The sequence below is a fragment of the Paenibacillus sp. FSL H7-0357 genome (assembly GCF_000758525.1).
Lineage (GTDB): Bacteria > Bacillota > Bacilli > Paenibacillales > Paenibacillaceae > Paenibacillus_AQ.
The window spans coordinates 3,344,087-3,366,599 of sequence record NZ_CP009241.1; the positions used below are offsets into that span (position 1 = coordinate 3,344,087).

General features: G+C 51.9%; 21 protein-coding genes. 15 read left to right on the top strand and 6 right to left on the bottom strand.

Annotation, left to right across the window (positions count from 1 at the left end):
• Nucleotides 1–82: 82 nt before the first annotated feature.
• From def to spoVM, 9 genes are all read left to right on the top strand, one after another.
• The gene (gene def / locus H70357_RS14425; RefSeq protein WP_038590565.1) at nucleotides 83–568 is read left to right on the top strand and encodes a peptide deformylase; all 486 of its coding nucleotides are present in this window, start codon (nucleotides 83–85) and stop codon (nucleotides 566–568) included.
• Between the two features lie 5 nt (nucleotides 569–573).
• The gene (gene fmt, locus H70357_RS14430) at nucleotides 574–1,512 is read left to right on the top strand and encodes a methionyl-tRNA formyltransferase (RefSeq protein ID WP_038590568.1); all 939 of its coding nucleotides are present in this window, start codon (nucleotides 574–576) and stop codon (nucleotides 1,510–1,512) included.
• Nucleotides 1,509–2,966, top strand: a complete 1,458-nt coding sequence (gene rsmB, locus H70357_RS14435; RefSeq protein WP_038590571.1) for a 16S rRNA (cytosine(967)-C(5))-methyltransferase RsmB — start codon at nucleotides 1,509–1,511, stop codon at nucleotides 2,964–2,966. Before fmt ends, rsmB begins: the two co-directional genes overlap by 4 nt.
• A gap of 179 nt (nucleotides 2,967–3,145) precedes the next feature.
• Nucleotides 3,146–4,186, top strand: a complete 1,041-nt coding sequence (gene rlmN, locus H70357_RS14440) for a dual-specificity RNA methyltransferase RlmN (protein ID WP_038590574.1) — start codon at nucleotides 3,146–3,148, stop codon at nucleotides 4,184–4,186.
• Between the two features lie 6 nt (nucleotides 4,187–4,192).
• The gene (locus H70357_RS14445; protein ID WP_038590577.1) at nucleotides 4,193–4,969 is read left to right on the top strand and encodes a Stp1/IreP family PP2C-type Ser/Thr phosphatase; all 777 of its coding nucleotides are present in this window, start codon (nucleotides 4,193–4,195) and stop codon (nucleotides 4,967–4,969) included.
• Nucleotides 4,966–7,194, top strand: coding sequence for a Stk1 family PASTA domain-containing Ser/Thr kinase (gene pknB / locus H70357_RS14450; RefSeq protein ID WP_038590580.1), 2,229 nt, complete (start codon nucleotides 4,966–4,968; stop codon nucleotides 7,192–7,194). The genes H70357_RS14445 and pknB overlap by 4 nt, the downstream gene beginning before the upstream one ends.
• Nucleotides 7,195–7,313: 119 nt before the next feature.
• Entirely contained in the window at nucleotides 7,314–8,219 is a 906-nt protein-coding gene (rsgA, locus tag H70357_RS14455; protein ID WP_038590583.1) for a ribosome small subunit-dependent GTPase A, read from the top strand.
• 3 nt (nucleotides 8,220–8,222) lie between these two features.
• Nucleotides 8,223–8,891, top strand: coding sequence for a ribulose-phosphate 3-epimerase (gene rpe / locus H70357_RS14460; protein ID WP_038590588.1), 669 nt, complete (start codon nucleotides 8,223–8,225; stop codon nucleotides 8,889–8,891).
• A gap of 185 nt (nucleotides 8,892–9,076) precedes the next feature.
• Nucleotides 9,077–9,157, top strand: a complete 81-nt coding sequence (gene spoVM, locus H70357_RS14465; RefSeq protein WP_020431362.1) for a stage V sporulation protein SpoVM — start codon at nucleotides 9,077–9,079, stop codon at nucleotides 9,155–9,157.
• A 100-nt stretch (nucleotides 9,158–9,257) separates the two neighbouring features.
• On the opposite strand, the gene rpmB is transcribed toward spoVM, so the two are convergent.
• The gene (rpmB, locus tag H70357_RS14470; RefSeq protein WP_019911441.1) at nucleotides 9,258–9,446 is read right to left on the bottom strand and encodes a 50S ribosomal protein L28; all 189 of its coding nucleotides are present in this window, start codon (nucleotides 9,444–9,446) and stop codon (nucleotides 9,258–9,260) included.
• Nucleotides 9,447–9,637: 191 nt separating this feature from the next.
• Between rpmB and H70357_RS14475 the strand changes: the two genes are divergently transcribed.
• From H70357_RS14475 to H70357_RS14490, 4 genes are all read left to right on the top strand, one after another.
• Nucleotides 9,638–11,416 carry a DAK2 domain-containing protein gene (locus H70357_RS14475; protein WP_038590591.1) on the top strand — a complete coding sequence of 593 codons (1,779 nt, stop codon included), beginning with the start codon at nucleotides 9,638–9,640 and terminating at the stop codon, nucleotides 11,414–11,416.
• An 83-nt stretch (nucleotides 11,417–11,499) separates the two neighbouring features.
• On the top strand, nucleotides 11,500–12,360 hold the full coding sequence (locus H70357_RS14480; protein WP_038590594.1) for a DegV family protein: 861 nt from the start codon (nucleotides 11,500–11,502) through the stop codon (nucleotides 12,358–12,360).
• Nucleotides 12,361–12,373: 13 nt separating this feature from the next.
• On the top strand, nucleotides 12,374–14,425 hold the full coding sequence (gene recG, locus H70357_RS14485; protein WP_038590597.1) for an ATP-dependent DNA helicase RecG: 2,052 nt from the start codon (nucleotides 12,374–12,376) through the stop codon (nucleotides 14,423–14,425).
• 66 nt (nucleotides 14,426–14,491) lie between these two features.
• On the top strand, nucleotides 14,492–14,779 hold the full coding sequence (locus H70357_RS14490; protein WP_038590600.1) for a stage VI sporulation protein F: 288 nt from the start codon (nucleotides 14,492–14,494) through the stop codon (nucleotides 14,777–14,779).
• A gap of 128 nt (nucleotides 14,780–14,907) precedes the next feature.
• Here H70357_RS14490 and H70357_RS14495 read toward each other — a convergent pair whose 3' ends face one another.
• The 4 genes from H70357_RS14495 to H70357_RS14510 all read right to left on the bottom strand — a co-directional run bounded on the left by H70357_RS14495 (nucleotide 14,908) and on the right by H70357_RS14510 (nucleotide 17,995).
• Nucleotides 14,908–15,777 (bottom strand): YitT family protein, encoded by an 870-nt coding sequence (locus H70357_RS14495; protein WP_052092029.1) that lies wholly within the window; start codon nucleotides 15,775–15,777, stop codon nucleotides 14,908–14,910.
• A 31-nt stretch (nucleotides 15,778–15,808) separates the two neighbouring features.
• Nucleotides 15,809–17,056: a cation:proton antiporter gene (locus H70357_RS14500; RefSeq protein WP_038590603.1), complete on the bottom strand. Its 1,248-nt coding sequence runs from the start codon at nucleotides 17,054–17,056 to the stop codon at nucleotides 15,809–15,811.
• Nucleotides 17,057–17,059: 3 nt separating this feature from the next.
• The gene (locus H70357_RS14505; RefSeq protein ID WP_038590606.1) at nucleotides 17,060–17,554 is read right to left on the bottom strand and encodes a cation:proton antiporter regulatory subunit; all 495 of its coding nucleotides are present in this window, start codon (nucleotides 17,552–17,554) and stop codon (nucleotides 17,060–17,062) included.
• Between the two features lie 75 nt (nucleotides 17,555–17,629).
• On the bottom strand, nucleotides 17,630–17,995 hold the full coding sequence (locus H70357_RS14510) for a hypothetical protein (protein WP_038590609.1): 366 nt from the start codon (nucleotides 17,993–17,995) through the stop codon (nucleotides 17,630–17,632).
• A gap of 181 nt (nucleotides 17,996–18,176) precedes the next feature.
• Between H70357_RS14510 and H70357_RS14515 the strand changes: the two genes are divergently transcribed.
• Nucleotides 18,177–18,596: a DUF2500 domain-containing protein gene (locus H70357_RS14515; protein ID WP_231578430.1), complete on the top strand. Its 420-nt coding sequence runs from the start codon at nucleotides 18,177–18,179 to the stop codon at nucleotides 18,594–18,596.
• A gap of 139 nt (nucleotides 18,597–18,735) precedes the next feature.
• Complete coding sequence (locus H70357_RS14520; protein WP_038590612.1) at nucleotides 18,736–21,468, top strand: calcium-translocating P-type ATPase, SERCA-type; 2,733 nt, start codon at nucleotides 18,736–18,738, stop codon at nucleotides 21,466–21,468.
• Between the two features lie 105 nt (nucleotides 21,469–21,573).
• On the opposite strand, the gene H70357_RS14525 is transcribed toward H70357_RS14520, so the two are convergent.
• Nucleotides 21,574–22,512 carry a C40 family peptidase gene (locus tag H70357_RS14525; RefSeq protein WP_038590616.1) on the bottom strand — a complete coding sequence of 313 codons (939 nt, stop codon included), beginning with the start codon at nucleotides 22,510–22,512 and terminating at the stop codon, nucleotides 21,574–21,576.
• Between the last annotated feature and the right edge of the window lies 1 nt (nucleotide 22,513).

Genomic DNA, 22,513 nt, shown 5'->3' on the forward strand with positions numbered 1-22,513 from the left:
ATATTGCCTCTAGGCATGATTTGGGTTATTAATTCGTTTTACTAACTATAGAAATGTTCAGAACAAGGAAGGTGTTTTGGTAATGGCAATCAGGCTGATCGTGAAAGAACCGGATGAAGTGCTGCACAAGACAGCGAAAACAGTAACGAAAGTAACACCCAATGTCCAGAAGCTGCTGGACGATATGGCGGACACAATGTATGACGCTGAAGGCGTTGGCCTGGCGGCACCGCAGGTGGGTATCCTGAAACGGCTGATCGTAGTAGATGCCGATGAGGAGCATGGTTTGATCAAATTGATCAACCCGGAAATACTCAGTATGGAAGGCGAACAGTTTGGTCCTGAGGGATGTTTGAGTATTCCCGGACTAAATGGCGATGTGCGCCGCGCGGAGACTGTGACGGTGCGTGGCCTTGATCGTGAAGGCAAGGAAGTGACGATTACGGGAAGCGGTCTGCTGGCCCGTGCTTTTCAGCATGAAATCGATCATCTCAACGGAGTAGTGTTCACGGATATTGCCGAGAAGGTATATGAATATACAGCTGAACGCAGTGAAACCGAGGAGTGAATGAAATGAAAATAGTGTTCATGGGAACGCCGGCTTTTGCGGTGCCCTCCCTGCAGATGCTGGTGGAGGAAGGTTACGAAGTTGTGGCCGTTGTCACCCAGCCTGACCGGCCGCAAGGCCGCAAGAAGACACTTGTACCAACTCCGGTGAAGGAGGCGGCGTTGTCTCTGGGGCTGCCAGTCCTGCAGCCAGAACGGCTGCGCCGGCCGGAAGCCGTATCAGAGCTGGCCGCCTATAAGCCGGATTTGATTGTTACTGCGGCATACGGTCAAATTCTGCCCAAATCGGTGCTGGAACTGCCCGTGAATGGCTGTGTCAATGTTCATGGCTCGCTGCTGCCGAAATACCGCGGTGGAGCGCCGATTCAGCGCTGTATTATCAACGGTGAGCAGGTCACCGGAGTCACGCTGATGTACATGGCGGAAGGGCTGGATACCGGGGATATGATATCGCGGGTTGAGGTTCCCATCGGAGATGAAGATACTTCAGGGATATTGTTTGAGAAGCTGAGTCTTGCCGGACGGGATCTGCTGAAGGCGGAAATGCCGCGTTTGGCTACCGGTCGTCTTCAGGCTACGCGCCAAGACGACAGTGAAGCCACCTATGCGCCGAATCTCAGCAGGGAAGACGAGCGGATTGACTGGAATGCCGGATCGCGCGAAATTTATAACCGCATTCGGGGACTGGTCCCGTTCTCCGGCGCGTTTACGCTCTGGAACGGTGAAACGTTCAAGGTGTGGGCGGCAGCAAAGCCTGACGGGAACAGCACGGGTGGAACGTCTGCGCCAGGCACGGTATTAGCTGTTAACGAGCGGGGCGTCGAGGTGAAGACCGGCGATGGAGTTGTGCTGTTGACCTCAGTGCAGCCTGCTGGCAAAAAAGCAATGAGCGCTGGCGACTTCAGCCGTGGCGCGGCCATGAAGCCCGGGACGGTGCTCGGTTGAGCGCGGGCGGCCACAATGGCACAGGACGAAGTGGACAGGCCCCCTCTACAAAAGGGGCAACTGCCAAACCAAACCGCAAGGGCGCTGCTGGCGGCAAATCGTCGGCAGACTCTGCCCGTGAGGTAGCTCTCGATGTTCTCGTCCGGGTTGAACAGCAGGGGGCTTACAGTAACCTGCTGCTCAACAGCAGCCTGCAGAAATCAGGGCTTAGCCGGGAAGATACGGGACTTGTCACAGAGCTTGTATACGGCAGCATCTCTAGGATGTTAACGCTGGATTATGTACTGGGAGATTTCGTGACTAAGGGAATCGCCAAGCTGCAGCCTTGGGTGCGCAATCTGCTGCGCCTGAGTCTGTATCAAATCATGTATCTCGACCGGATTCCATCACATGCAGCCGTAAATGAGGCTGTGAATATAGCCAAGAAACGCGGACACCAAGGGATTTCGGGAATGGTCAACGGGGTTCTCCGCAGCGTGCTGCGGGCCGGTGATCTGCCTGTACTGAAAGAAGGGCTCAGCGGGGAGGAACGGATTTCCATTCTCCATTCGCATCCGCTCTGGATGGTGCAGCGCTGGGCGGCTGAATATGGTATGGAAACGGCTGAAGCCATGTGCGCGGCCAATAATGAACCACCTTCGGTCAGCGTGCGGGTGAACACAACGATGATCAGCAGGGACAATCTGCTGGCACAGATGCAGCAAGCGGGATTGGAAGCCTCTGTGTCAAGAGTAAGCCCGTACGGAATTGTTGTAAAAGGTGGAGGTAATCTGGCATTGACCTCCTGGTACAGCGATGGATACATCTCGATCCAGGATGAGAGCTCTATGCTGGTGGCTGAAGCTGTTGATCCTAAGCCGGGAATGAACGTGCTTGATTGCTGCGCTGCCCCGGGCGGCAAAAGCGCGCATATGGCTGAGCTGATGAAAGACGAAGGCAGTATCTATGCCAATGATCTGCATGAACATAAGGCAAAGCTGATTGCAGATCAGGCGCTGCGGCTGGGCCTGGAGTCCATAACAACAGGCAGCCGCGATGCACTTGAGCTTGTGGATACGCTTGAGCCGGAATCCTTTGACCGCATCCTGCTGGATGCCCCGTGCTCCGGCCTTGGCGTAATCCGCCGCAAGCCGGATCTGAAATGGCGCAAGCAGCCGGAGGATGTCGCCAGTGTTGCCGTCCTGCAGGGCGAGCTGCTGCAATCGGTTGCCAGACTGCTGAAACCCGGCGGCGTGCTGGTCTACAGTACGTGCACAACAGAGCAGGCGGAGAACAGCACCATTGTTGCTGATTTTCTAAAGAATAATCCCGGGTTTGCACCTGTGACTTTCAGCTCCCCTGTATGGGAGCGTCTTGAAGAAACTGCAGTTGCCGCAGGAGAGGGCATACAGCTCCTGCCGCAGCATTTTGGAAGCGATGGGTTCTATATTGCCCGGCTGGAACGACTCTTGTAAAATAGTAAATCGGCAAGGGATTTACAGATGTCCCGCCCGCAGGGTATTGTGCGTGGCGGGCTTTCTTTTACCGTCTCTGAAATTTGTGTTAAAATAGGAAGAATGAGAAATAATACGCATATCCTAAGCGTATAATCAATACATTTTTATACTTCATGAAAGAACAGGTGCTGAATATAATGAAACCTTTAATATATGATTTTTCTTTGGAAGAGTTGCAGCAGTGGGCGAAAGATAACGGTGAGCCCGCTTTTCGCGGCGGACAAATCTTCGACTGGCTGTATGTAAAGCGGGTAAGCGAGTTTGAATCCATGAGCAATTTGTCCAAGGCGCTGCGCATGAAGCTGAATGATCAGTTCAGCATCAATGCCCTTACCGAGATTACGAAGCTGGAGTCCAAGGACGGTACTGTGAAATTCCTGTTCGGTCTGCATGACGATCATGCGATCGAGACAGTTATTATGAAACATAACTATGGCAATAGCGTGTGTGTAACGACACAGGTAGGCTGCCGGATCGGCTGTACCTTCTGTGCTTCCACACTTGGTGGGCTGAAACGCGATTTGACCGCAGGCGAGATTGTTGCCCAGGTCGTCCGTTCACAGCAAATTCTTGATGCGCGCGGCGAGCGTGTCAGCAGCATTGTAATTATGGGTACAGGCGAGCCCTTTGAGAACTATGACGCAACGATGAGATTCCTGCGTCTTATGATCCATGAAAAAGGCCTGAATATTGGCCAGCGCCATATTACCGTTTCTACCAGCGGAATTGTACCGAACATTTACAAATTCGCTGAGGAAGATACACAAATCAATCTGGCCATTTCCATTCATGCGCCAAATGATGCCCTGCGCTCCAAGCTGATGCCGGTGAACCGCCGCTATCCGTTTGACGACGTGATTGAATCTCTGCGTTACTACCAGGCCAAGACTGGGCGTCGTATCAGCTTCGAGTACGCACTGATCGGCGGAGTGAACGACCAGCCAGAGCATGCGAAGGAATTGGCGGGGGTCCTCAAAACAATGCTTTGCCATGTCAACCTGATTCCGGTCAACCACGTGCCGGAGCGTAAGTATGTAAGAACTTCACGTAATGATATCTTTGAATTTCAGCGTATTTTGGCCGATCAGGGTGTGAATGTTACCATCCGCCGTGAGCAGGGCCATGATATTGCGGCCGCATGCGGACAGCTGCGCGCCAAACATATGGAGTTGGGGTGAGGATATTTGATCAGAACAGTTCATGCCAGCGACATTGGCCGGGTACGTACCGTCAATGAGGATTCGGTCTGGATCGGCGCGACGCGCCACGGTTATACCCTCGGTATTATCGCCGATGGAATGGGCGGACATTTGGCTGGCGACACCGCAAGCCGGCTCGCCTTGGAGACGATGAGGAATTCCCTTGAAGGGTTACAGCCTGATCTTTCAGAGGAAGAGCTGCGGGAAGCGCTGGCTGCCGCAATTACAGAAGCCAATGGTATCGTCCACAGCGAGGCTTCGCGCGACGAAAAGTACCATAATATGGGAACTACAGTCGTTTCTGTTCTACTGAAGGGGTCAGCGGGATATATTGGCCATATAGGGGACAGCAGGGCTTATCTGGTTAAGGACGGTGCAGCTACGCAATTAACCGAGGATCACACGCTGGTCAATGAGCTGTTCAAGAACGGCCAGATCAGCCTGGAGGAGCTCGACAACCATCCGCGCCGCAACGTGCTGACAAGAGCACTGGGGACGGATCCCGAGGTCCATGCTGATCTGGCTCCTGTCAATCTGGCTATGGGGGAACTTCTGCTGCTATGCAGCGACGGCCTGAGTAATTTTGTCAGCCTGGAGCATATGGGTAAGGTTGCTGGAATACAAGAAATACCGTTAGAGGAAAGAGCGGATCGGTTGCTTCAGCTGGCATTGCTTGCTGGGGGCGGCGATAATATCAGCCTCGCTATGCTAGAACATCAAGGAGAGGCCGCTGTGCCCGAAACAAAGGAGTGGAATAGATGATCGGTCACGAATTGGGCGGCCGTTACCAAGTCATCGAACGGATCGGTGGAGGCGGTATGGCGCTTGTCTATAGAGCGCATGACATATTGCTAAACCGGAACGTCGCCATTAAAGTGCTGCGCAATCAATTTGTGCATGATGAGGAATTTATCCGCCGGTTTAGGCGGGAGGCGCAATCAGCCGCATCTTTATCACATCCGAATGTGGTCAGTATATATGATGTGGGGCAAGAAGACGAAGTTCATTATATTGTAATGGAATATATAGAAGGCAAGAACCTGAATGAGATCATTAAGGAACGGGCTCCGCTACAGGTAGATGAATCGGTGCGTATCGCTTCACAGATTTGCGATGCGCTCGACCATGCCCACCAGAACCAGATCATTCACCGCGATATTAAACCTCATAACATTCTGATCGGCCGCAATGGACGGGTTAAAGTAACGGATTTCGGGATTGCCCGTGCTGTTACTTCCACTACAATCACCCAGACGGGTTCAGTTGTAGGTTCAGTGCACTATTTCTCCCCGGAGCATGCCAAGGGTGTGACCACTGGAGAGAAATCTGACCTCTATTCTTTAGGTATTGTGCTCTATCAGATGCTGACGGGCGTACTGCCGTTTCTGGGCGAAAGTCCGATCAGTGTTGCGCTGAAGCATCTGCAGGAGGAATTTGAGGAGCCACGTCTGCTCAATCCGCTGATTCCGCAGAGTGTGGAGAATGTAATCCTGAGATCCATGCGCAAAAATCCGGAGGAACGTTATCAATCGGCCAAGCAGATGCTGCAGGATTTAGAGACATGCCTGCTGCCTGAGCGGCGCAGTGAAGCCAAATCCCTGTTCCACGATGACGGGGATGACGAGGACAGAACACGGATTATTCCAGCGATCAAGCCGCTCCAGCGGGGGCTTGGCAACCGCAGCGGCGGTGAAGACCGGATGCAAATGCAGCGGGAAGAGGATGAGATCATTCCTTCCAACCCGGGTAAGCGGAGATGGGGCCGCCCAGCTTTATGGATTAGTCTTACACTTGTAATCTTGCTCGCTATGGGCAGTGTTGTGTGGTATGTAAATGCCAAGCTGGTCGTTGACGAAGTGACAGTGCCGGATGTGGTTAACCAAACGCTTGAGAAAGCCACTTCCATGCTGGATGAGGCAGGACTCATTGCGGAACCGGTTATGCAGTACAACCCGGATTTCGCTGAGAATATCGTATGGGAACAGGGTAAAAAAGCTGAAACAATCGTCAAAGAAGGAACGCATATCATCCTGTCGGTCAGTACAGAAAAGACTCTGTCTAAAATGCTGGAATTGTCCACACAAACCTACGACGAAGCCGTTAAAGCGCTGATTGCAGAGGGAGTGGAGCAGGAACGGATCACCCCGGTAGAAGAGCACAACGATAACATTCCTGAAGGGCAGGTCATTCGTTCTGAACCGGCTGCGGGGAGTGATTATGATCCCGAGACGAGCTCTATTAAGCTATATGTCAGTCAAGGCAAAGACACGGTTACTATGCCTGATCTTACCGGTTCAACCCAGAAACAGGCAAAAGCGAAACTGGAGGAGCTGGGCCTTGTTCTTGATGAGGTCAAGGAAGATACCAGTTATTCCGTTGAAAAGGGACAGGTCATGAAGCAATGGCCTTATGAAGAAGGGGATACTGCTGCACCAGGCGACAAGGTCTCCATTTCCATAAGCACAGGGTTTCCGCCGGAGGCTATTGATTATGTCTTTAAAGTGCCTGTAGCTCCGTCAAGTGACGGTAAGAAGACTCAAATCCGTATTGTTTTCTCTGATGCCACCAAAGATGGAGCCCAGCAGGAATGGGGAACCCGCACGATCGCGAAGAGTCAGGTCTTATCCGTACCTCTGATCCTTGCCCCGAATAAAGACGGAGCAGTCTCGATCTACCAGAACGGAGATTATATTGAGGCTTTTGAGATCCGTTACTCGGATGCCAAAAACGGAACTGTGCAGATGCCTGAGCCTCCAGCGACAGCGACACCTGTACCTACACCTGAACCTACTCAGGCGCCAACTGAAAGTCCGCCTGAAGAGACAATTGAACCGGAGATTCTGTCTCCGCCTACCGGCGAAGGCGAAAACACGGGTGAAGCGGGTCAGAATCAGACCGGATATTTGCCGGATAACTCCAAGAATGCAAATGTACTGACGAATGACAAGAAAACAAACGGTAAAAATAAAGAAAAAAACAAATCCTAAAGAGAAAAGCTGAAGCTGAACCGGTGAATTTGACCAGGGAAGCTGCGGCAGCGAAATGACCCGGGGAGCTTCAAGCTTGGGTCATTTGCGCAAAATCAGGAGAGGAAGGCTCACTATGTATGCCTGAAGGAATAATTATCAAAGCGTTAAGCGGATATTATTACGTTAAGCCGCTCCGGGACGGAGTAATTGCGACAGAGGAAGAGGCCGTTCAATGCCGTGGTCGGGGGATTCTTAAGAAAAAAGGGGTTGCTCCGCTCGTCGGTGACCGCATAATCTATGTTCTGACCGAAAACGGGGAAGGGATGGTTGACGAATTGCTTCCGCGTGAATCGGAACTCATCCGCCCGCAGGTTGCCAACGTGAAGCTGGCTGTACTGCTGTTCTCGGTGCGGGAGCCGGATATGAATTTGAATCTCCTGGACAAGTTTCTGGTCCACATCGAACATTCCGGTCTGAACACCCTGATTGTGCTGACCAAACAGGATTTAGCGGATGACGATGGGAAAGCAACGCAAATGGTTAAAGAGCTTTATGAACGTATCGGCTACGAAGTGATGGTTACTAGCTCTTTAACCGGCTCTGGCAGCGATGAGCTGCGCAACCGGCTTGCCGGAGTCATCAGTGTCTTCTCCGGACAATCCGGTGTAGGCAAGTCAACGCTGCTTAACCGGCTGGTGCCCGGTCTTGAACTGGAGACGGGTGAAATCAGCCTGCGGCTCGGCCGGGGACGCCATACTACCCGCCATGTGGAGCTGATGGATATCGGTAATGGCGGCTTTGTGGCCGATACACCCGGGTTCAGCCAGTTGGACTTTTTGGAACTCGGCGTGGAGGAGCTGTCGGTCTGCTTCCGGGAGTTTGCTCCTTATGCGGAGAATTGCAAGTTCCGCGGCTGCAGTCATCTGCATGAGCCATCCTGCCGTGTCATCGAGGCATGGCAGGCTGGAGAAATTGCAGACAGCCGCTATGAGCATTACAAGCTGTTCTACAATGAAATGAAAGACAAGAAGCGGAGGTACTAACTGATGATTATAATTGCCCCATCTTTGTTATCGGCGGATTTCGCCGCACTTGGTACTGAAGTAGCGGAAGCGGAGGCCAGTGGTGCAGACTGGATTCACGTGGATGTGATGGACGGTCATTTTGTGCCGAATATTACGCTGGGTCCGCCCATTGTCAAAGCAGTGAAGTCCCACACTTCTTTACCGCTTGATGTGCACCTGATGATTGAGAATCCGGAACGTTACATTGCCGATTTTGCTGCAGCCGGTGCAGCGGTGATTACGGTACACGCAGAGGCTTGCGTGCATCTCCACCGGGTTATCCATCAGATCAAGGAGCTGGGCCTGATGGCCGGCGTGGCGATCAATCCGGGGACTCCGGCTTCTGCCGTGCGCGAGGTGCTTGAGGATGTGGATATGGTGCTTGTGATGACCGTGAATCCCGGCTTTGGCGGCCAAGCCTTCATTCCCCATACACTGCGTAAGATCCGGCAGATCCGGGAGTGGGCGAATGAAGCCAATCACAAAGGGCTGCGCATCGAGGTCGACGGCGGAATTGCCGAAGCAACGGCACCCCTGGTGGCTGAAGCGGGCGCAGACACCCTTGTCGCAGGCAATGCCGTGTTTGGACGCAGCGATCGCGCTGCCGCCATCAAAGCAATCCGTGAAGCAGCAGAGGCAACAATCCGTTAATCGGGCGGCCGCCTAATTAGTCTTGAGGTATAGGCCAAGTTGTGGGTGCATAAATATGGTTACATGAGCAGAAATCTCATGTAGCCTTTTTTTGTTCCATAAGGGAGCTCTGCAGCTCGTTTGCGCAAACAGAAAAGACAGGAAAGTCTCCTAGCGTACGGCATGAATTGATGGGAGGGTTAATGATGAAATTTTACACGTTTAAGCTGCCAAGATTTTTGGGAGGTTTTGTTAAAGCGATTTTGAATACTTTTCAGAAAAGCTGAGGAAGGATCAGAACTGAAAACATGAAAAAAAGCACCTTACGTATGTAAAGGGTGCTTTTTGCTTCATATGAGATATCGCTAGGTCTAGGATAATCCAAGACTAAACGCGTTCAACTTTGCCGGCTTTCAAAGCACGGGTGCTGACGTACACGCGTTTCGGTTTGCCGTTCACTAGGATACGGACCTTCTGAACGTTAACTCCCCAAGAACGACGGTTGCGGTTGTTTGCGTGAGACACGTGGTTGCCGCTGCCCGGTTTCTTGCCTGTTACAGTACATTTGCGGGACATAGATTACACCTCCTTGTTACTAACACCTGCATAAAACAATACTTAAATATAATATCACAGCAAAATTTGCTACGTCAACCGATTCAAAAACATTTATTTCTTTTGGCTCTTATAGTACAATATAAATTAGTGTATTATGTCCAGTTAATCATAGAATTGATTAGGCATGAAGTTAGGAAGGGGAATTCTCATTGAGTAAGCGTTCTATAAACGGAGCAGATTTTACCGCAATGGTACTCGCCGGAGCGGAAAAGCTGCAGCAGCATGCAGAGCACGTCAATTCCTTAAATGTATTTCCGGTTCCGGATGGAGATACGGGAACTAATATGAATTTGACGATGACTGCAGGCGCGAACGAATTGAAAAAGAATAATACCGCCTCTGTCGGACAATGTGCAGGAGTACTCTCCAAAGGTCTCCTGATGGGTGCACGGGGAAACTCTGGCGTTATTTTGTCACAGCTGTTCAGAGGTCTTGGACGTTCCGCAGCCCAATATGATGAATTGAACACGCAACAGTTCGCGGCAGCACTGCAGACCGGAGTGGATACGGCCTACAAAGCGGTGGTCAAGCCTGTAGAAGGCACTATACTCACCGTCGCCAAAGAAGCTGCCAGACATGCGGTATATTACGCTCGCCGCACGACAGACATTACGGAGCTTATGACGGAGGTCCTGGCCAAAGCCAAAGAGGCATTAGCCAATACTCCGGAACTTCTGCCTGTTCTGAAGCAGGTTGGCGTGGTTGACTCTGGCGGCCAAGGTCTGGTCTACATTTACGAAGGATTTCATCAGTATCTGACAAGCGGAGTCTCCGCATCTCCGGCGTCTGTACAAGGACAAGCTCCGGCACCTGCCGTTGTAACGGCACCTGTGCTCACCAAACCTGAGAATATATTGTCCTCCGTGCAGTCTTCTGCGCAATCCCAGCTGTCCACGGAAGATATCGAATTTTTATATGATATGGAATTTTTCATCAACCGCCAGCTTGGCGCAGCCGTGAAAGCGGATTTTGATGAGGAAGCTTTTCGGAAAGCGTTGTCAGTTAATGGGGATTCAATCATCGTCATTTCCGATGACGACACGATCAAAGTGCATGTGCATTCCAAGACTCCTGGTGAAGTGATGAGCCTGGCATTGCTCTACGGCGAGATCACCCAGATCCATATTCTGAATATGCGTGAGCAGCATCGCGATCTGCTGACGACCGGTATGGATATCGCTCCAATGCCGGATCTGTTTGCAGATATCCCTAGCGAGAAGAGCACAGTGCCTGCCCCGGCGGTTCCTCCGGCGGACGATATGGCACCGTACGGCTTTATCGCCGTATCCTCCGGCGGCGGGATTACCGATATTTTCAAAAGCCTCGGGGTCGATGCGGTTCTAGCAGGCGGACAGACCATGAATCCCAGTACGGAGGATTTCGTAAATGCGATCTCATCCATCTCTGCGAAGCATGTTTATATTCTGCCTAACAACTCCAACATCGTGCTTGCCGCACAGCAGGCTAAAGAGCTGCTTGAGGACGAACGGGATATCACGGTGATTCCGAGCAAGAGCATCCCGCAGGGAATTGCCGCTGCATTTGCCTTCCAGGAAGATGATGCAGTGGATGCCAATACAAGCAACATGCTGGAAGCCATCGCACATGTGAAATCCGGCCAGGTTACGAACGCCGTACGTGATACCGTGATTGAAGAGCTGGAGATCAAATCCGGACAGTATATCGGTATTTCCAATTCGAAGATCGTTGCTGCTTCCGATGAATTGCTCGCTGCAAGCAAGCAACTGCTCACAAGCATGCTGGAGAACGGCGACGAGATCGTTACAGTTCTGACCGGTGCTGAAGCAGAAGCGGAAGTGACCGCGTCACTCAGCAGCTGGCTGGAAGAGGCTTATCCTCAGGTTGAAGTTGAGGTTCATGAGGGCGGGCAGCCGCTGTATTATTATGTTTTCTCGGTAGAGCCATAGGCGGAGACTGAATTCCTTCTGTCAGCATCAAAGCATACTCCGCCTCGTGCGGACTGCTTAATCATAGTTTGGGGAGGAAACCCATGAATCGTACCGTAATTGTCACAGACAGCACCTCAGATATTCCGCCGGCTCTGGCGGAAGCATACGGCATTGAGGTCGTGCCGCTGACATTAATGTTCGGCGAGGAAGCGTACAGGGACAATGTGGATATGACACCGGAGCAGTTCTATGAGCGTCTTCCCCACTCAGCGAAGCTGCCGACCACATCTCAGCCGTCTCCGGTGGAATATATGAATTTGTATCGCAGTATTCTGGAGCGTCATCAAGGCAGTACGATTCTATCTTTTCATATATCATCCGGACTTAGCGGAACTTATCAGTCTGCAGTCCTGGCCAAATCGATGCTGGATGAGGAAGGGGACGCCATCACTGTGGTAGATTCCCTGTCCGCATCCTACGGTTTCGGATTTATGGTAGTGGAAGCGGCCAGAATGGCTAAAGAAGGTATAAGCCCGGAGGAGATTCTGACAGCCGTGGAGAAGCTGCGCCAATCGCGCAAACTTTATTTCCTGGTAGATACACTGGAATATCTGCAAAAGGGCGGCAGAATCGGCAAAGCATCCGCCATATTAGGCACGCTGCTGAATATCAAGCCGATTCTCTCCATTGATGCAGAAGGCATTATTTATGCGGTAGAGAAGGTCAGAGGCCGGAAGAAGGCAATAGCCCGCATGATCGAGCTGTTCAAAAACGATCTGCCGGGAGTGGACAAAATCAATGTGGCTGTGGGTCATACGGCTGAACCGGCTTACGGCGAAGAATTCCTGCAGGAATTAGCCGTGCACTTCACCCTGAATGAGAAAGTGCTGACCAACATCGGCCCTGTCGTAGGCAGCCATGTCGGCAACGGTACCTTAGCCGTATTCATTTGGCCCGCGTAAATAGGGGATGAACATGAACCTGTCTTTGGAAAAAATTGAAGTGAAGCAAATAACTGGCGTGAGCGCTCAAAAGCAATCCGAGCTCCACGCCTTTGGCGTTTTTACAGTAAAGGATCTGCTGGAGTATTACCCATTCCGTTATGAGGATTTCCGCCCCCGCTCGCTGAGTGAAGTGAAGCATGGTGACAAGGCTACCCTGGTGGCCAAGGTGATTGGCATCCCTGTACTTCAGCGGTTTGGCGGCAAGTCGCGCTTAAGCTGCAAGATGGTGGCTGAACCCTGGATGTTCACCGCTACATGGTTCAATCAGCATTATGTGCGCGAGCAGTTGACTGTAGGCCGGGAGATCGTGTTAACCGGTAAATGGGACCAGAAGCGCAGCCAGATTACGGTGACGGATTATGAGTTCCCGGACCGAGGGGAGGGCAAGACAGGCACCCTGCAGCCGGTATACTCTGTGGGCGGAAAGATTACCCAGTCCTGGATCCGCAAGGTTATTAACCAGGGCATGCAGCAGTTCGGAGAGATGATTCCGGAAATATTGCCGCACGTCATTATGCGAAAATATGATTTTATGCCCCGCAAGCGGGCCATAGCGACGATCCACCAGCCGGAGGATACACGCGAAGGGCAGCAGGGACGGCGCAGAATGGTGTATGAAGAGCTGTTTCTGTTCCAGCTTAAGGTGCAGGCCTTCCGGGTGCTGAACCACGGTAGAATGGACGGTGTAGTGCATACAGTTGATAACTCTACCGTCCGCTCCTTTGTGCGCAGTCTGCCGTTTGAATTGACGGATGCGCAGAAGCATGTAGAGCTGGAGATTCTGCAGGACATGCGGTCCGGTTACTGCATGAACCGGCTGCTGCAGGGGGATGTTGGCTCAGGCAAAACGGTGCTTGCGGCCATTGCGCTCTTTGCCACCGTGAGGTCGGGGTTTCAGGGCGCGCTGATGGTGCCGACGGAGATTCTGGCCGAGCAGCATATGCGCTCGCTGACCAAAATGTTTGAGCCGTTTGGCATCACGGTAGGCCTGTTGACGGGCAGTGTCTCAGGGCGCAAACGTAAGGATCTGCTGGCCTCACTGCAAATGGGCGTGCTGGACGTCGTGGTCGGCACCCATGCTTTGATACAGGATGATGTATTCTTCCGCGGGCTGGGGCTTGTGGTTACCGATGAACAGCACCGCTTCGGAGTGAACCAGCGCAGTGTCCTCCGGCGCAAAGGGTATAACCCGGATGTGCTGACGATGACGGCGACCCCGATCCCGCGGACATTGGCAATTACGGTCTTCGGGGATATGGACGTCTCGACTTTGTCAGAGCGGCCTAAAGGACGGGTTCCAATCACGACTTATTGGGTGAAGCATGATCTGATGGAGCGTGTGCTGAACCTGGTCAGCCGTGAGATTGATCAAGGCCGTCAGGCCTATCTCATCTGCCCCCTGATCGAAGAGTCGGAGAAGCTGGATGTGCAGAACGCGATAGACCTGCATGTCCAGATGTCCCAGGCCTTTCCGAACTATAAAGTTGGGCTGCTGCATGGACGGATGACGCCGGGTGAGAAAGATGAAGTGATGCGCGCCTTCTACAGCAACGAGCTTCAGCTGCTTGTCTCCACTACGGTCGTGGAGGTTGGCGTCGATGTTCCCAATGCCACGCTGATGATCATCATGGATGCGGACCGCTTCGGTTTGTCACAGCTGCATCAGCTGCGCGGGCGGGTCGGTAGAGGCCAGCATGCGTCATATTGTGTGCTTGTGGCTGATCCTAAGTCGGAGATCGGCCGGGAACGGATGACCGCCATGACCGATACGGACGACGGATTCGAGGTCTCCCGCCGTGATCTGGAGCTAAGAGGTCCGGGGGATTTCTTTGGTACGAAGCAAAGCGGTCTGCCGGAATTCCGGCTGGCGGACATGACTGCGGATTTTGAGACACTGGAGCAGGCGCGCGACGATGCTGCGGAGCTGCTGAAGGATTCTTCCTTCTGGACATCCCCAGATTATGCACCGCTGCGGAGCTATTTGCAGAACGAACAAATATTCCAGGGAGATATTATCGATTAATTAGGCACATGCGGCAACCTGCCCTCATATACTGTGAATGATTGGATATGACGGGAGGTGCTGCGCTTGGGTTATCAGCAATACGGAATCAGCCCGCAGCTGGTGGAACGCATCAAGCTGAAGATGAAGAATCCGGCAGTCAAGGAACGCATCAAAAATATGATTAACGGTATTTCCAAGCAAGAGCTGCAGGACACAGGAGTTGTGCGCAGGCTGGTACGCAATGCTGCGGCAGTTATGGGTGAGAAGCTGTCGTCAGCCCAGGAAGAGCAAATCGTGAAATTTGTGATCGCACAGAAGATTGATCCGAGCAATACGTTTCACCTGATCCGGTTATGGGGCATGTTCCGTTGAAGAAACGGGCGGTTGCTAGACCCGGATCTGGCAGATAGGAAAAGGCGTTCCCGCGCTGCAGCAGCGGGAACGCCTTTTTCATAGGTAATAGCCATTCACAGTTCAGGAAAGTCCGGCAGAGTTATCTTTCAGCTGATTTTTTTGCGGAAAAAATCGGCGATGCCCCGGCCCTGCGCTGCGCGCACGACAATGAGGCTGTCCTCGTCGCATTCCTTCACAATTGAAGTCAAAGTGGCTTCCTCCATCTTGCTGGCAAGACAGAAGAGCGTGCCTTTCTGTCCCTCCGGCCCGGAAGCCTGGACAAGTTTGGTCTCCCGCTCGAGCGATTGGTGGAGCGCTTTGGAGATTTCATCACAGTGGCTGCTGGTAATCCAGACAGCCCTGGAGCGCGATAGGTCCCGAAGCGAGATCCGGATGCCTTCAAAGGCCAGCAGATAGGCGATAATGCTGTACATCGCCTGATCCCAGCCAAACAGCACACCTCCGAATAGCAGAATGACACAGTTGAGCAGCATAATGACGGTTTCCGCCGATTTCGGCAAGCTGCCGCTTAGCAAGACATAACCCTGTTCACTGGTCTTGTTGCTGATGCCGCCGAAGCGGATTGAAATACCGATTCCAAAGCCAAGGCAGAGACCACCAGCTATTGCTGCAGCAAGCGGCTCACTGACAACGGCTGGAAAGTGATGCAAGGCCAATGAGCCTATGGTCAAGCAAATCAACCCGAGCATCGTATAAAGGGCAAACCGGATGTCAATCTGCCTGCGTGACAAAAGAATAAACGGCAGATTGAACAGAAACAGAAACAGGCCAAGCCGCATTTCGGTAAGATGGGCGAGCAGAGCAGACAGTCCGGCAATTCCGCCAGGGACCAGCTTATGCGGAATCAGAAACAGCTCCAGCCCGACAGCGGCCAGCAGTCCTCCGCCAATAACGGAGAGAATGCGGATTCCCTTGTGCTGTGGCGGGGTGTATTCCCCGCGTAAACGTTTCTTCATACACGTCCCTCCCTTCAACAGGGAACTCTATTTACTCTTTGTCGAGTACAGGGGCGGCTTGTTTCGCTTTGCGTGCGAGATGCCGCTTTTCGAATTTGAATACCTTATCCAGGAGCTTGTAAATCGTCTTGGACTCCTTTGTCAGCAGCGGACCAAGGATGGCCAGCATCAGAACGTACATGGCAGCGAATGGCTGAAGGATCGCCATCAGTCCGCCCGCTTTGCCAAGATTGGCCATAATAATGGAGAACTCCCCACGGGAGACGATAGTTAGGCCAATGTTGGACGAAGCCCGCGGACTGAGACCTGCACTGCGTCCCGCCAGCATTCCTGCCAAGAAATTTCCGAACAGTGTTATGATTACCGCAGCTAATGAATACCAGAACGCTTCTCCTCCGAGGGAGAGCGGGTCAATGGTCAAACCGAAGCTGAAAAAGAAGATGGCTCCAAAGAAGTCACGGAACGGGATGACCAGTTTCTCAATCCGTTTCACATGCTCGGTTTCGGCGAGCACCAGCCCGACAAGCAATGCTCCGATCGCTTCGGCAACATGGATCGTTTCGGAGAAGCCGGCAATGAGAAAGAGGGCACCGAAAATGACAAGCGCGAATAATTCACTGGAACGGATGTTCAGGACGCGGTTGAGCCAGGGAACTAGCTTGCGTCCGATAATGAGGAGGGCCAGCATATATCCAAGCGCGAGCAGCGCGGACAGCAGTACGCCGCCAAGCGACGAAGAGCCGCTGAGGACAAGGCCCGAGAGAATGGAGATGTAGACTGCGAGAAATACATCCTCAAACATGATGATGCCGAGAATCATTTCGGTCTCGGGATTTGCGGTTCGCTTCAAATCAACCAATACCTTGGCTACAATCGCACTGGAAGAGATCGTGGTGATTCCGGCAATAATTAGAATCTCCTCCAGAGGGAAACCGAGTGCCCAGCCGAGGACCAGCCCCAGTGTAAAATTGATCAGGATATATATCGTACCGCCAGTTACGATCGACCGTCCTGCTTTGACAAGCCGGCCCACGGAGAACTCCAGCCCCAGATAGAACAGCAGGAAGAGTACGCCGATGCGGCCCATAAATTCGATCAGGGAAGCACTTTCGATAAAGCGGAAATCGAGATGCCAAATTTTGAAGGCGTGGGGCCCAACGGCCATCCCGATTAGAATATAGAAAGGAATTACAGAAAAGCGGAGTTTGGTGGAGATGATTCCGGCAAGCGCAATCAGGACAATGGCCAGGCCAACTTCAAAAATAATATAATGGCTCATCTATTAACCACATCCATTTCGTAGAATGTGTTTGAACTGCTTATGCTGATGTCTCTCCCCGGCAGCGACAACGGTGCAGTCCGCTTTCAGCAAAACTTCCGGTCCAGGACTCAGATGTTTCTGGTGGTTTTTTTCAATGATCGCAATAATAGTGACGCCTGCACGTGCACGTACATCCAATTCGCCGATCGTATGCCCGATGCACTTGAATCCTAACTCGAGGCGGTACCATTCGATGATCAAATCATCCAGTGCCACCTCAATGGACTCCAGGGCCTTGGGCTTGTAGGTGACTCCGCCGACAATGGCAGAGATATGCCTAGCTTCATCATCGTCCAGTGTAACCATGGATACACTCTGATCCGGATCATCATAATCAAAATGGTACAGCTCGCGTCTGCCGTCGTCATGCACAATGACCACTAGCTTGTCGCCGCTGCGCGTTTGCAGCAGAAATTTTTTGCCGATTCCCGGCAGATCTGATTCTCTATAGTTCATGAAAGTCCAGCCTCCAATTGATATGTCTTAAGATTGTTCTTCTGTGAGAGTAAATATGCATTTCTATTTCTGCCGTTAAATGGGGCGATGCACCAAATTTGAAGTATATCTAAGCGGTTGCAGCAGCAGCCGCTTCAGCGTAATGTAAATAATTGGGGAAAGCGAAACCACAAGTACAGGTACGGGAGGTTCCGGCAGAACTACCGGAGTGATCCCATGATGCGGTAAGCGGACAGCGGGTACAAATTTAATAGGTGTTGAATGTGCACGAACTGGCGTCGCCATTTTATGCTCATAGCGTTCAAATTTGTGGGTCTCCCCTTCATCCTTCACAGTGCTGAAAGCACTGATGGCTCCTGCTATCAGGGTAAACAGAAGAATCGGAATAAATGCGGCCCGAAGCAGTTTTGAGTAGGAAAAATACGCTAGATATGCCCTCATGAGATCACCTCCTTACTGTATCTTGTATATAAAGCATAACATACGTTCTTGTGCCGGGCCAAATTCAAATCAGCTCTTTTTTCATTTTACAAGGCTGAAAAACTGAAACTGATGGAGAAATAAAGCGTATTTTAAAGTAAATCGTACTTTTAATATTTTTTTTGAAAGAGGAGAGATGGATTTGAACGGACAGAGCTTTATTAGCGGTTTTGGGCAATTTCCGCAGGGCAGTTTTTTTTGGAGTTTTATTTATGGAATGCCTTTCTTTTTTAAGCTGATTTTTTTGCTGGTGATTGGTTTTTTTATCTTTTTTATCATCAAAGCCATCGGCATCTGGAGTAGCAATAATGCCAGTCCCTTGGTCTCCGCGTACGCTGCGGCCGTGACCAAACGGACACAGGTCTGGGGCGGATCAGGCGACTCCGGGGCCCACACGAGCTACTATGTAACTTTTGAGTTTCAAGATGGACGCCGCGTCGAACTGCAGGTACCAAATAAGGCCTTTGGATTGATTGTTGAAGGAGACCGGGGGGAGCTTGTATATCAGGGAACCAGGTTTAAGGGCTTTGAGCATCCCGGTTTTCAAAATACTGAAGGCTGATCGTCGTTGTTTGCAGATGTTTCTGAGCAAGCTTTGAAAAATGTCCTTAAATTTTCAGAATTCCGCGGTTAATTTTGGGTAAAACTCCATATAAGTGATTTGCTATACACCACTTTATAACATGGGAGGAGCTGACAGCTTGAATTCGAACTCTGCAAATCAACAAGATCAACAGCCGTTTCATCTGCTGGAGAAAGAGGAAGTCCTGAAACGGCTGGAGACAAGAGAAGAGGGATTAACTTCAGAACAGGCGGCGCAGCTGCTGGAACGGTACGGGAAAAATATGCTGCAGGAGGCAAAGCCAAAGTCACTGCTGGCCAAATTTATTGAGCAGTTCAAAAATGTAATGATCTTTATTCTGCTGGCGGCCGCGGTGCTGTCGGGTATTCTTGGGGAATGGACGGATACAATCATCATCCTGCTGGTTGTTATATTGAATGCGGTGCTTGGAGTCATCCAGGAAAATAAGGCAGAACAGGCCCTGGAAGCGCTGAAAAGCATGTCTTCGCCGCATGCCCGGGTCCGCCGCGGTGGTCAGGTGACGGAGATCAAGAGTGAGGAGCTTGTGCCCGGTGATATTGTCCTGCTGGAAGCAGGCAATGTCGTACCTGCCGATGTCAGGCTGCTGGAAACAGCATCACTTCAGACGGAGGAAGCTGCGTTAACCGGTGAGTCGCTGCCTTCGGATAAGCATGCCGACAAACTGGAGGGGACAGATCTCGTAATAGGCGACCGGACAAATATGGCATATATGAGCAGCAGCGTCACGTACGGAAGAGCTGTTGGCGTCGTTACCGCCACGGGGATGAAGACTGAGGTCGGAAGAATTGCCGGCTTTATCGCAGAGGAAGAAACAGATGTCACTCCGCTGCAGAAAAAGCTGGATGAACTGGGAAAATACTTCACCTATATTATTCTGGGTGTGTGTGTAGTCATTTTTGCCGTAGGATTGCTCCAGGGCAGAGAAATGCTGGATATGCTGCTCACCTCGATCTCACTGGCGGTTGCGGCGATTCCTGAAGGACTGCCGGCGATCGTAACGATCATTCTGGCGCTTGGCGTTCAGCGCATGGCCGGACGCAAAGCGATTATCCGCAAGCTGCCTGCGGTGGAGACGCTCGGTAGCACTGAAATTATCTGCTCCGACAAAACAGGAACATTGACACTCAACAAAATGACTGTCGAGAAGCTGTACGCCAATGGAGCAACTATTGAGGCGACCGAACAGCTCAAGGAAACTCCGGGCGGTGAGCTGCTGCTGCAGGCGATGACGCTGTGTAATGATTCCAGCATTGACGAAGGCAGCACTACCGGCAAGCAAGGTTCAGAGAACACAAAGGGGGATAAAGCCAGCGGGACCAAAAGCGGCAAAGCGATTATCGGGGATCCCACGGAGACAGCCCTTGTGGACTATGCGCTGAGCATCGGCACTGACAAGCGGGAGCTGGAGAAGCAGTATCCCCGGAAAAGCGAGCTGCCCTTTGACTCGGACCGCAAGCTGATGACAACGATTCATCAGGTGGAGGCAGGGAAGTTCCGCGGGCTTACGAAAGGTGCTCCCGATGTGCTGCTTTCCAAGTGCAGCCATATTTATGAGGCCGGGGAGCTCATTCCGCTCACAGAGGAGCATTCCCGCAAGATTACTGCAAGCAATAAGGCCCTTGCCGACGAAGCGCTGCGGGTGCTGGCTTTTGCCTACCGTGATTATGCAGAGCTTCCAGACAAACCTTCACCGGACACAACAGAGAAGGATCTGGTATTTATCGGCCTCGTCGGGATGATTGATCCTCCCCGCGATGAAGTGCGCGACGCTGTAGCGGTCTGCCGCAAGGCGGGGATCCGTCCGGTCATGATTACCGGAGACCACAGGGACACTGCTGCGGCTATCGCCAAACGGCTGGGTATCATCGATGACGACAAGAGTGTATTGACCGGACGCGAACTGGATAAGATCAGCGAGGCGGATTTTGCCAATAGGGTCGAGGACTATTCCGTATATGCCCGTGTTTCTCCGGAGCATAAGGTAAGGATCGTCAAAGCGTGGAGAAAAAAGGGCAAGATCGTCGCTATGACTGGAGACGGGGTGAACGATGCACCGGCTTTGAAGTCAGCGGATATCGGTGTGGGCATGGGGATTACGGGAACGGATGTCGCGAAAGGCGTATCCGACATGGTGCTGGCCGACGATAACTTCACGACCATTGTAGTTGCGGTGGAGGAAGGACGGAAGGTATACAGCAATATCCGCAAAGCCATCCAGTTCCTGCTCTCCGCCAACCTTGGGGAAGTGCTGACCTTGTTCATCGCCACAATGATCGGCTGGCGGATTCTTGAGCCTATCCACATCCTCTGGATCAACCTGGTGACGGATACGCTGCCTGCGCTGGCACTGGGGCTGGAAAAAGCCGGGGAAGATGTAATGACGAAGAAACCTCGAAAGTCCAGCAGCAGTATTTTTTCCGGTGGTGTGGGGGCAGGGATTGTCTATCAGGGGATCATCGAAGCGGCACTGACGCTGCTCGTCTATTACTGGGCGCATACCCATTATGATGAGGGTGTCGCCGTTACGATGGCTTTTGCCACCCTTGGTCTGCTTCAAATTACACATGCCTTCAACGTCAGATCCAATACGAAATCTCTGTTCCAGATCGGCTTGTTCAGCAACAAATATATGCTGGGCGCGTCGGTGATTTCCGGACTGCTGCTGGTGCTGGTCATCATTATTCCGGGTCTGAACGATTGGTTTGGTGTACAGCATCTGAACGGTTTGCAGTGGTGGATTGTCTGCGGGGCAGCCGTGTCCATCGTTGTTTTAGTTGAACTGGTGAAGCTGTTTGTCCGGCTGAGCGGCAAAGGCAAAGGTTGGGACTAGTGAAACCGGATCACATCAGTTGATTTAAAATGTAAAAAAGAGCTTGGTCTTCTTTAGCAGAAGACCAGGCTCTTCTTTACTTCAGCAGCCTAAGCAGCTATGTGGTTACAGCACGCGCTGCATATGCAGTATCACGTTGCTCCAATATCCGCTGTCCAGTTCGCTGATCTGTACACCGGGATCACCCCAGGTATGGATGAACTTTCCGTCGCCGATATAAATACCTACATGCCCCGGTATGGCGTCACTGTCAAAACGTCCTGGCACGGTGAAAAAAATCAGATCTCCGGCCTGCAGCTCACTGCGGCTTACCCGTCTGCCGATGTTGTCCTGGTCTTTAGCCAGCCGGGGCAGATCCACGCCAAACCTTTTAAATACATGCCTTGTGAAGGAGGAGCAGTCGAAACGTCCGGTATCCTCATAAGAACCGGCGCCAAAATCGTAAGGTACACCCAGAAATCTTTTGGCAAAGGCGACTAGTTGACCGGTATCTACGCTCGAAGCGCTCTGGATGCGCAGCGGTTTGGCCATATTGGAGTTACCGGTTTTTTCAGTATTACTAAGGACTTCCTTGTCTGACGGTAAAGCGATATTGATCTCACCGCTGGTGGGGTTCCAGCCCACCTCGGTTTGCAGCAGCTTGGACAAAGCTGTAGGAGTGATATAGATTTGACCGTCACGGCGCACCGGCGCGTCAGGCAGGGTGATTTTTTCCCCCAGTGAAAAGACCTGAGTAGAGTTCGGGCGCAGCATGTACATCACATCCGTATAGCCGAGCTTGGCATAACCTCCGCTGGCGGTGTCATCCTTCATCCGGTAGCCGATTGAGGCAGCGGCGGGTTTCAGCGGAATCCAGAACTTTCCCTGCTTGTCGGTGACATGGGATTTCTCATAATAGCTGCCCGCAAAAGTGCCGGCAGGTGTCACCGAATTGACTTTTGGTTTTGCCTCGTTTTTGTAATACCCGCATGCGCTGGTGGACATAACAATGGCAAGGATCACAGCAGTTTTCGTGAATGTTTTAGTTGGATAAGTAAATGTCATC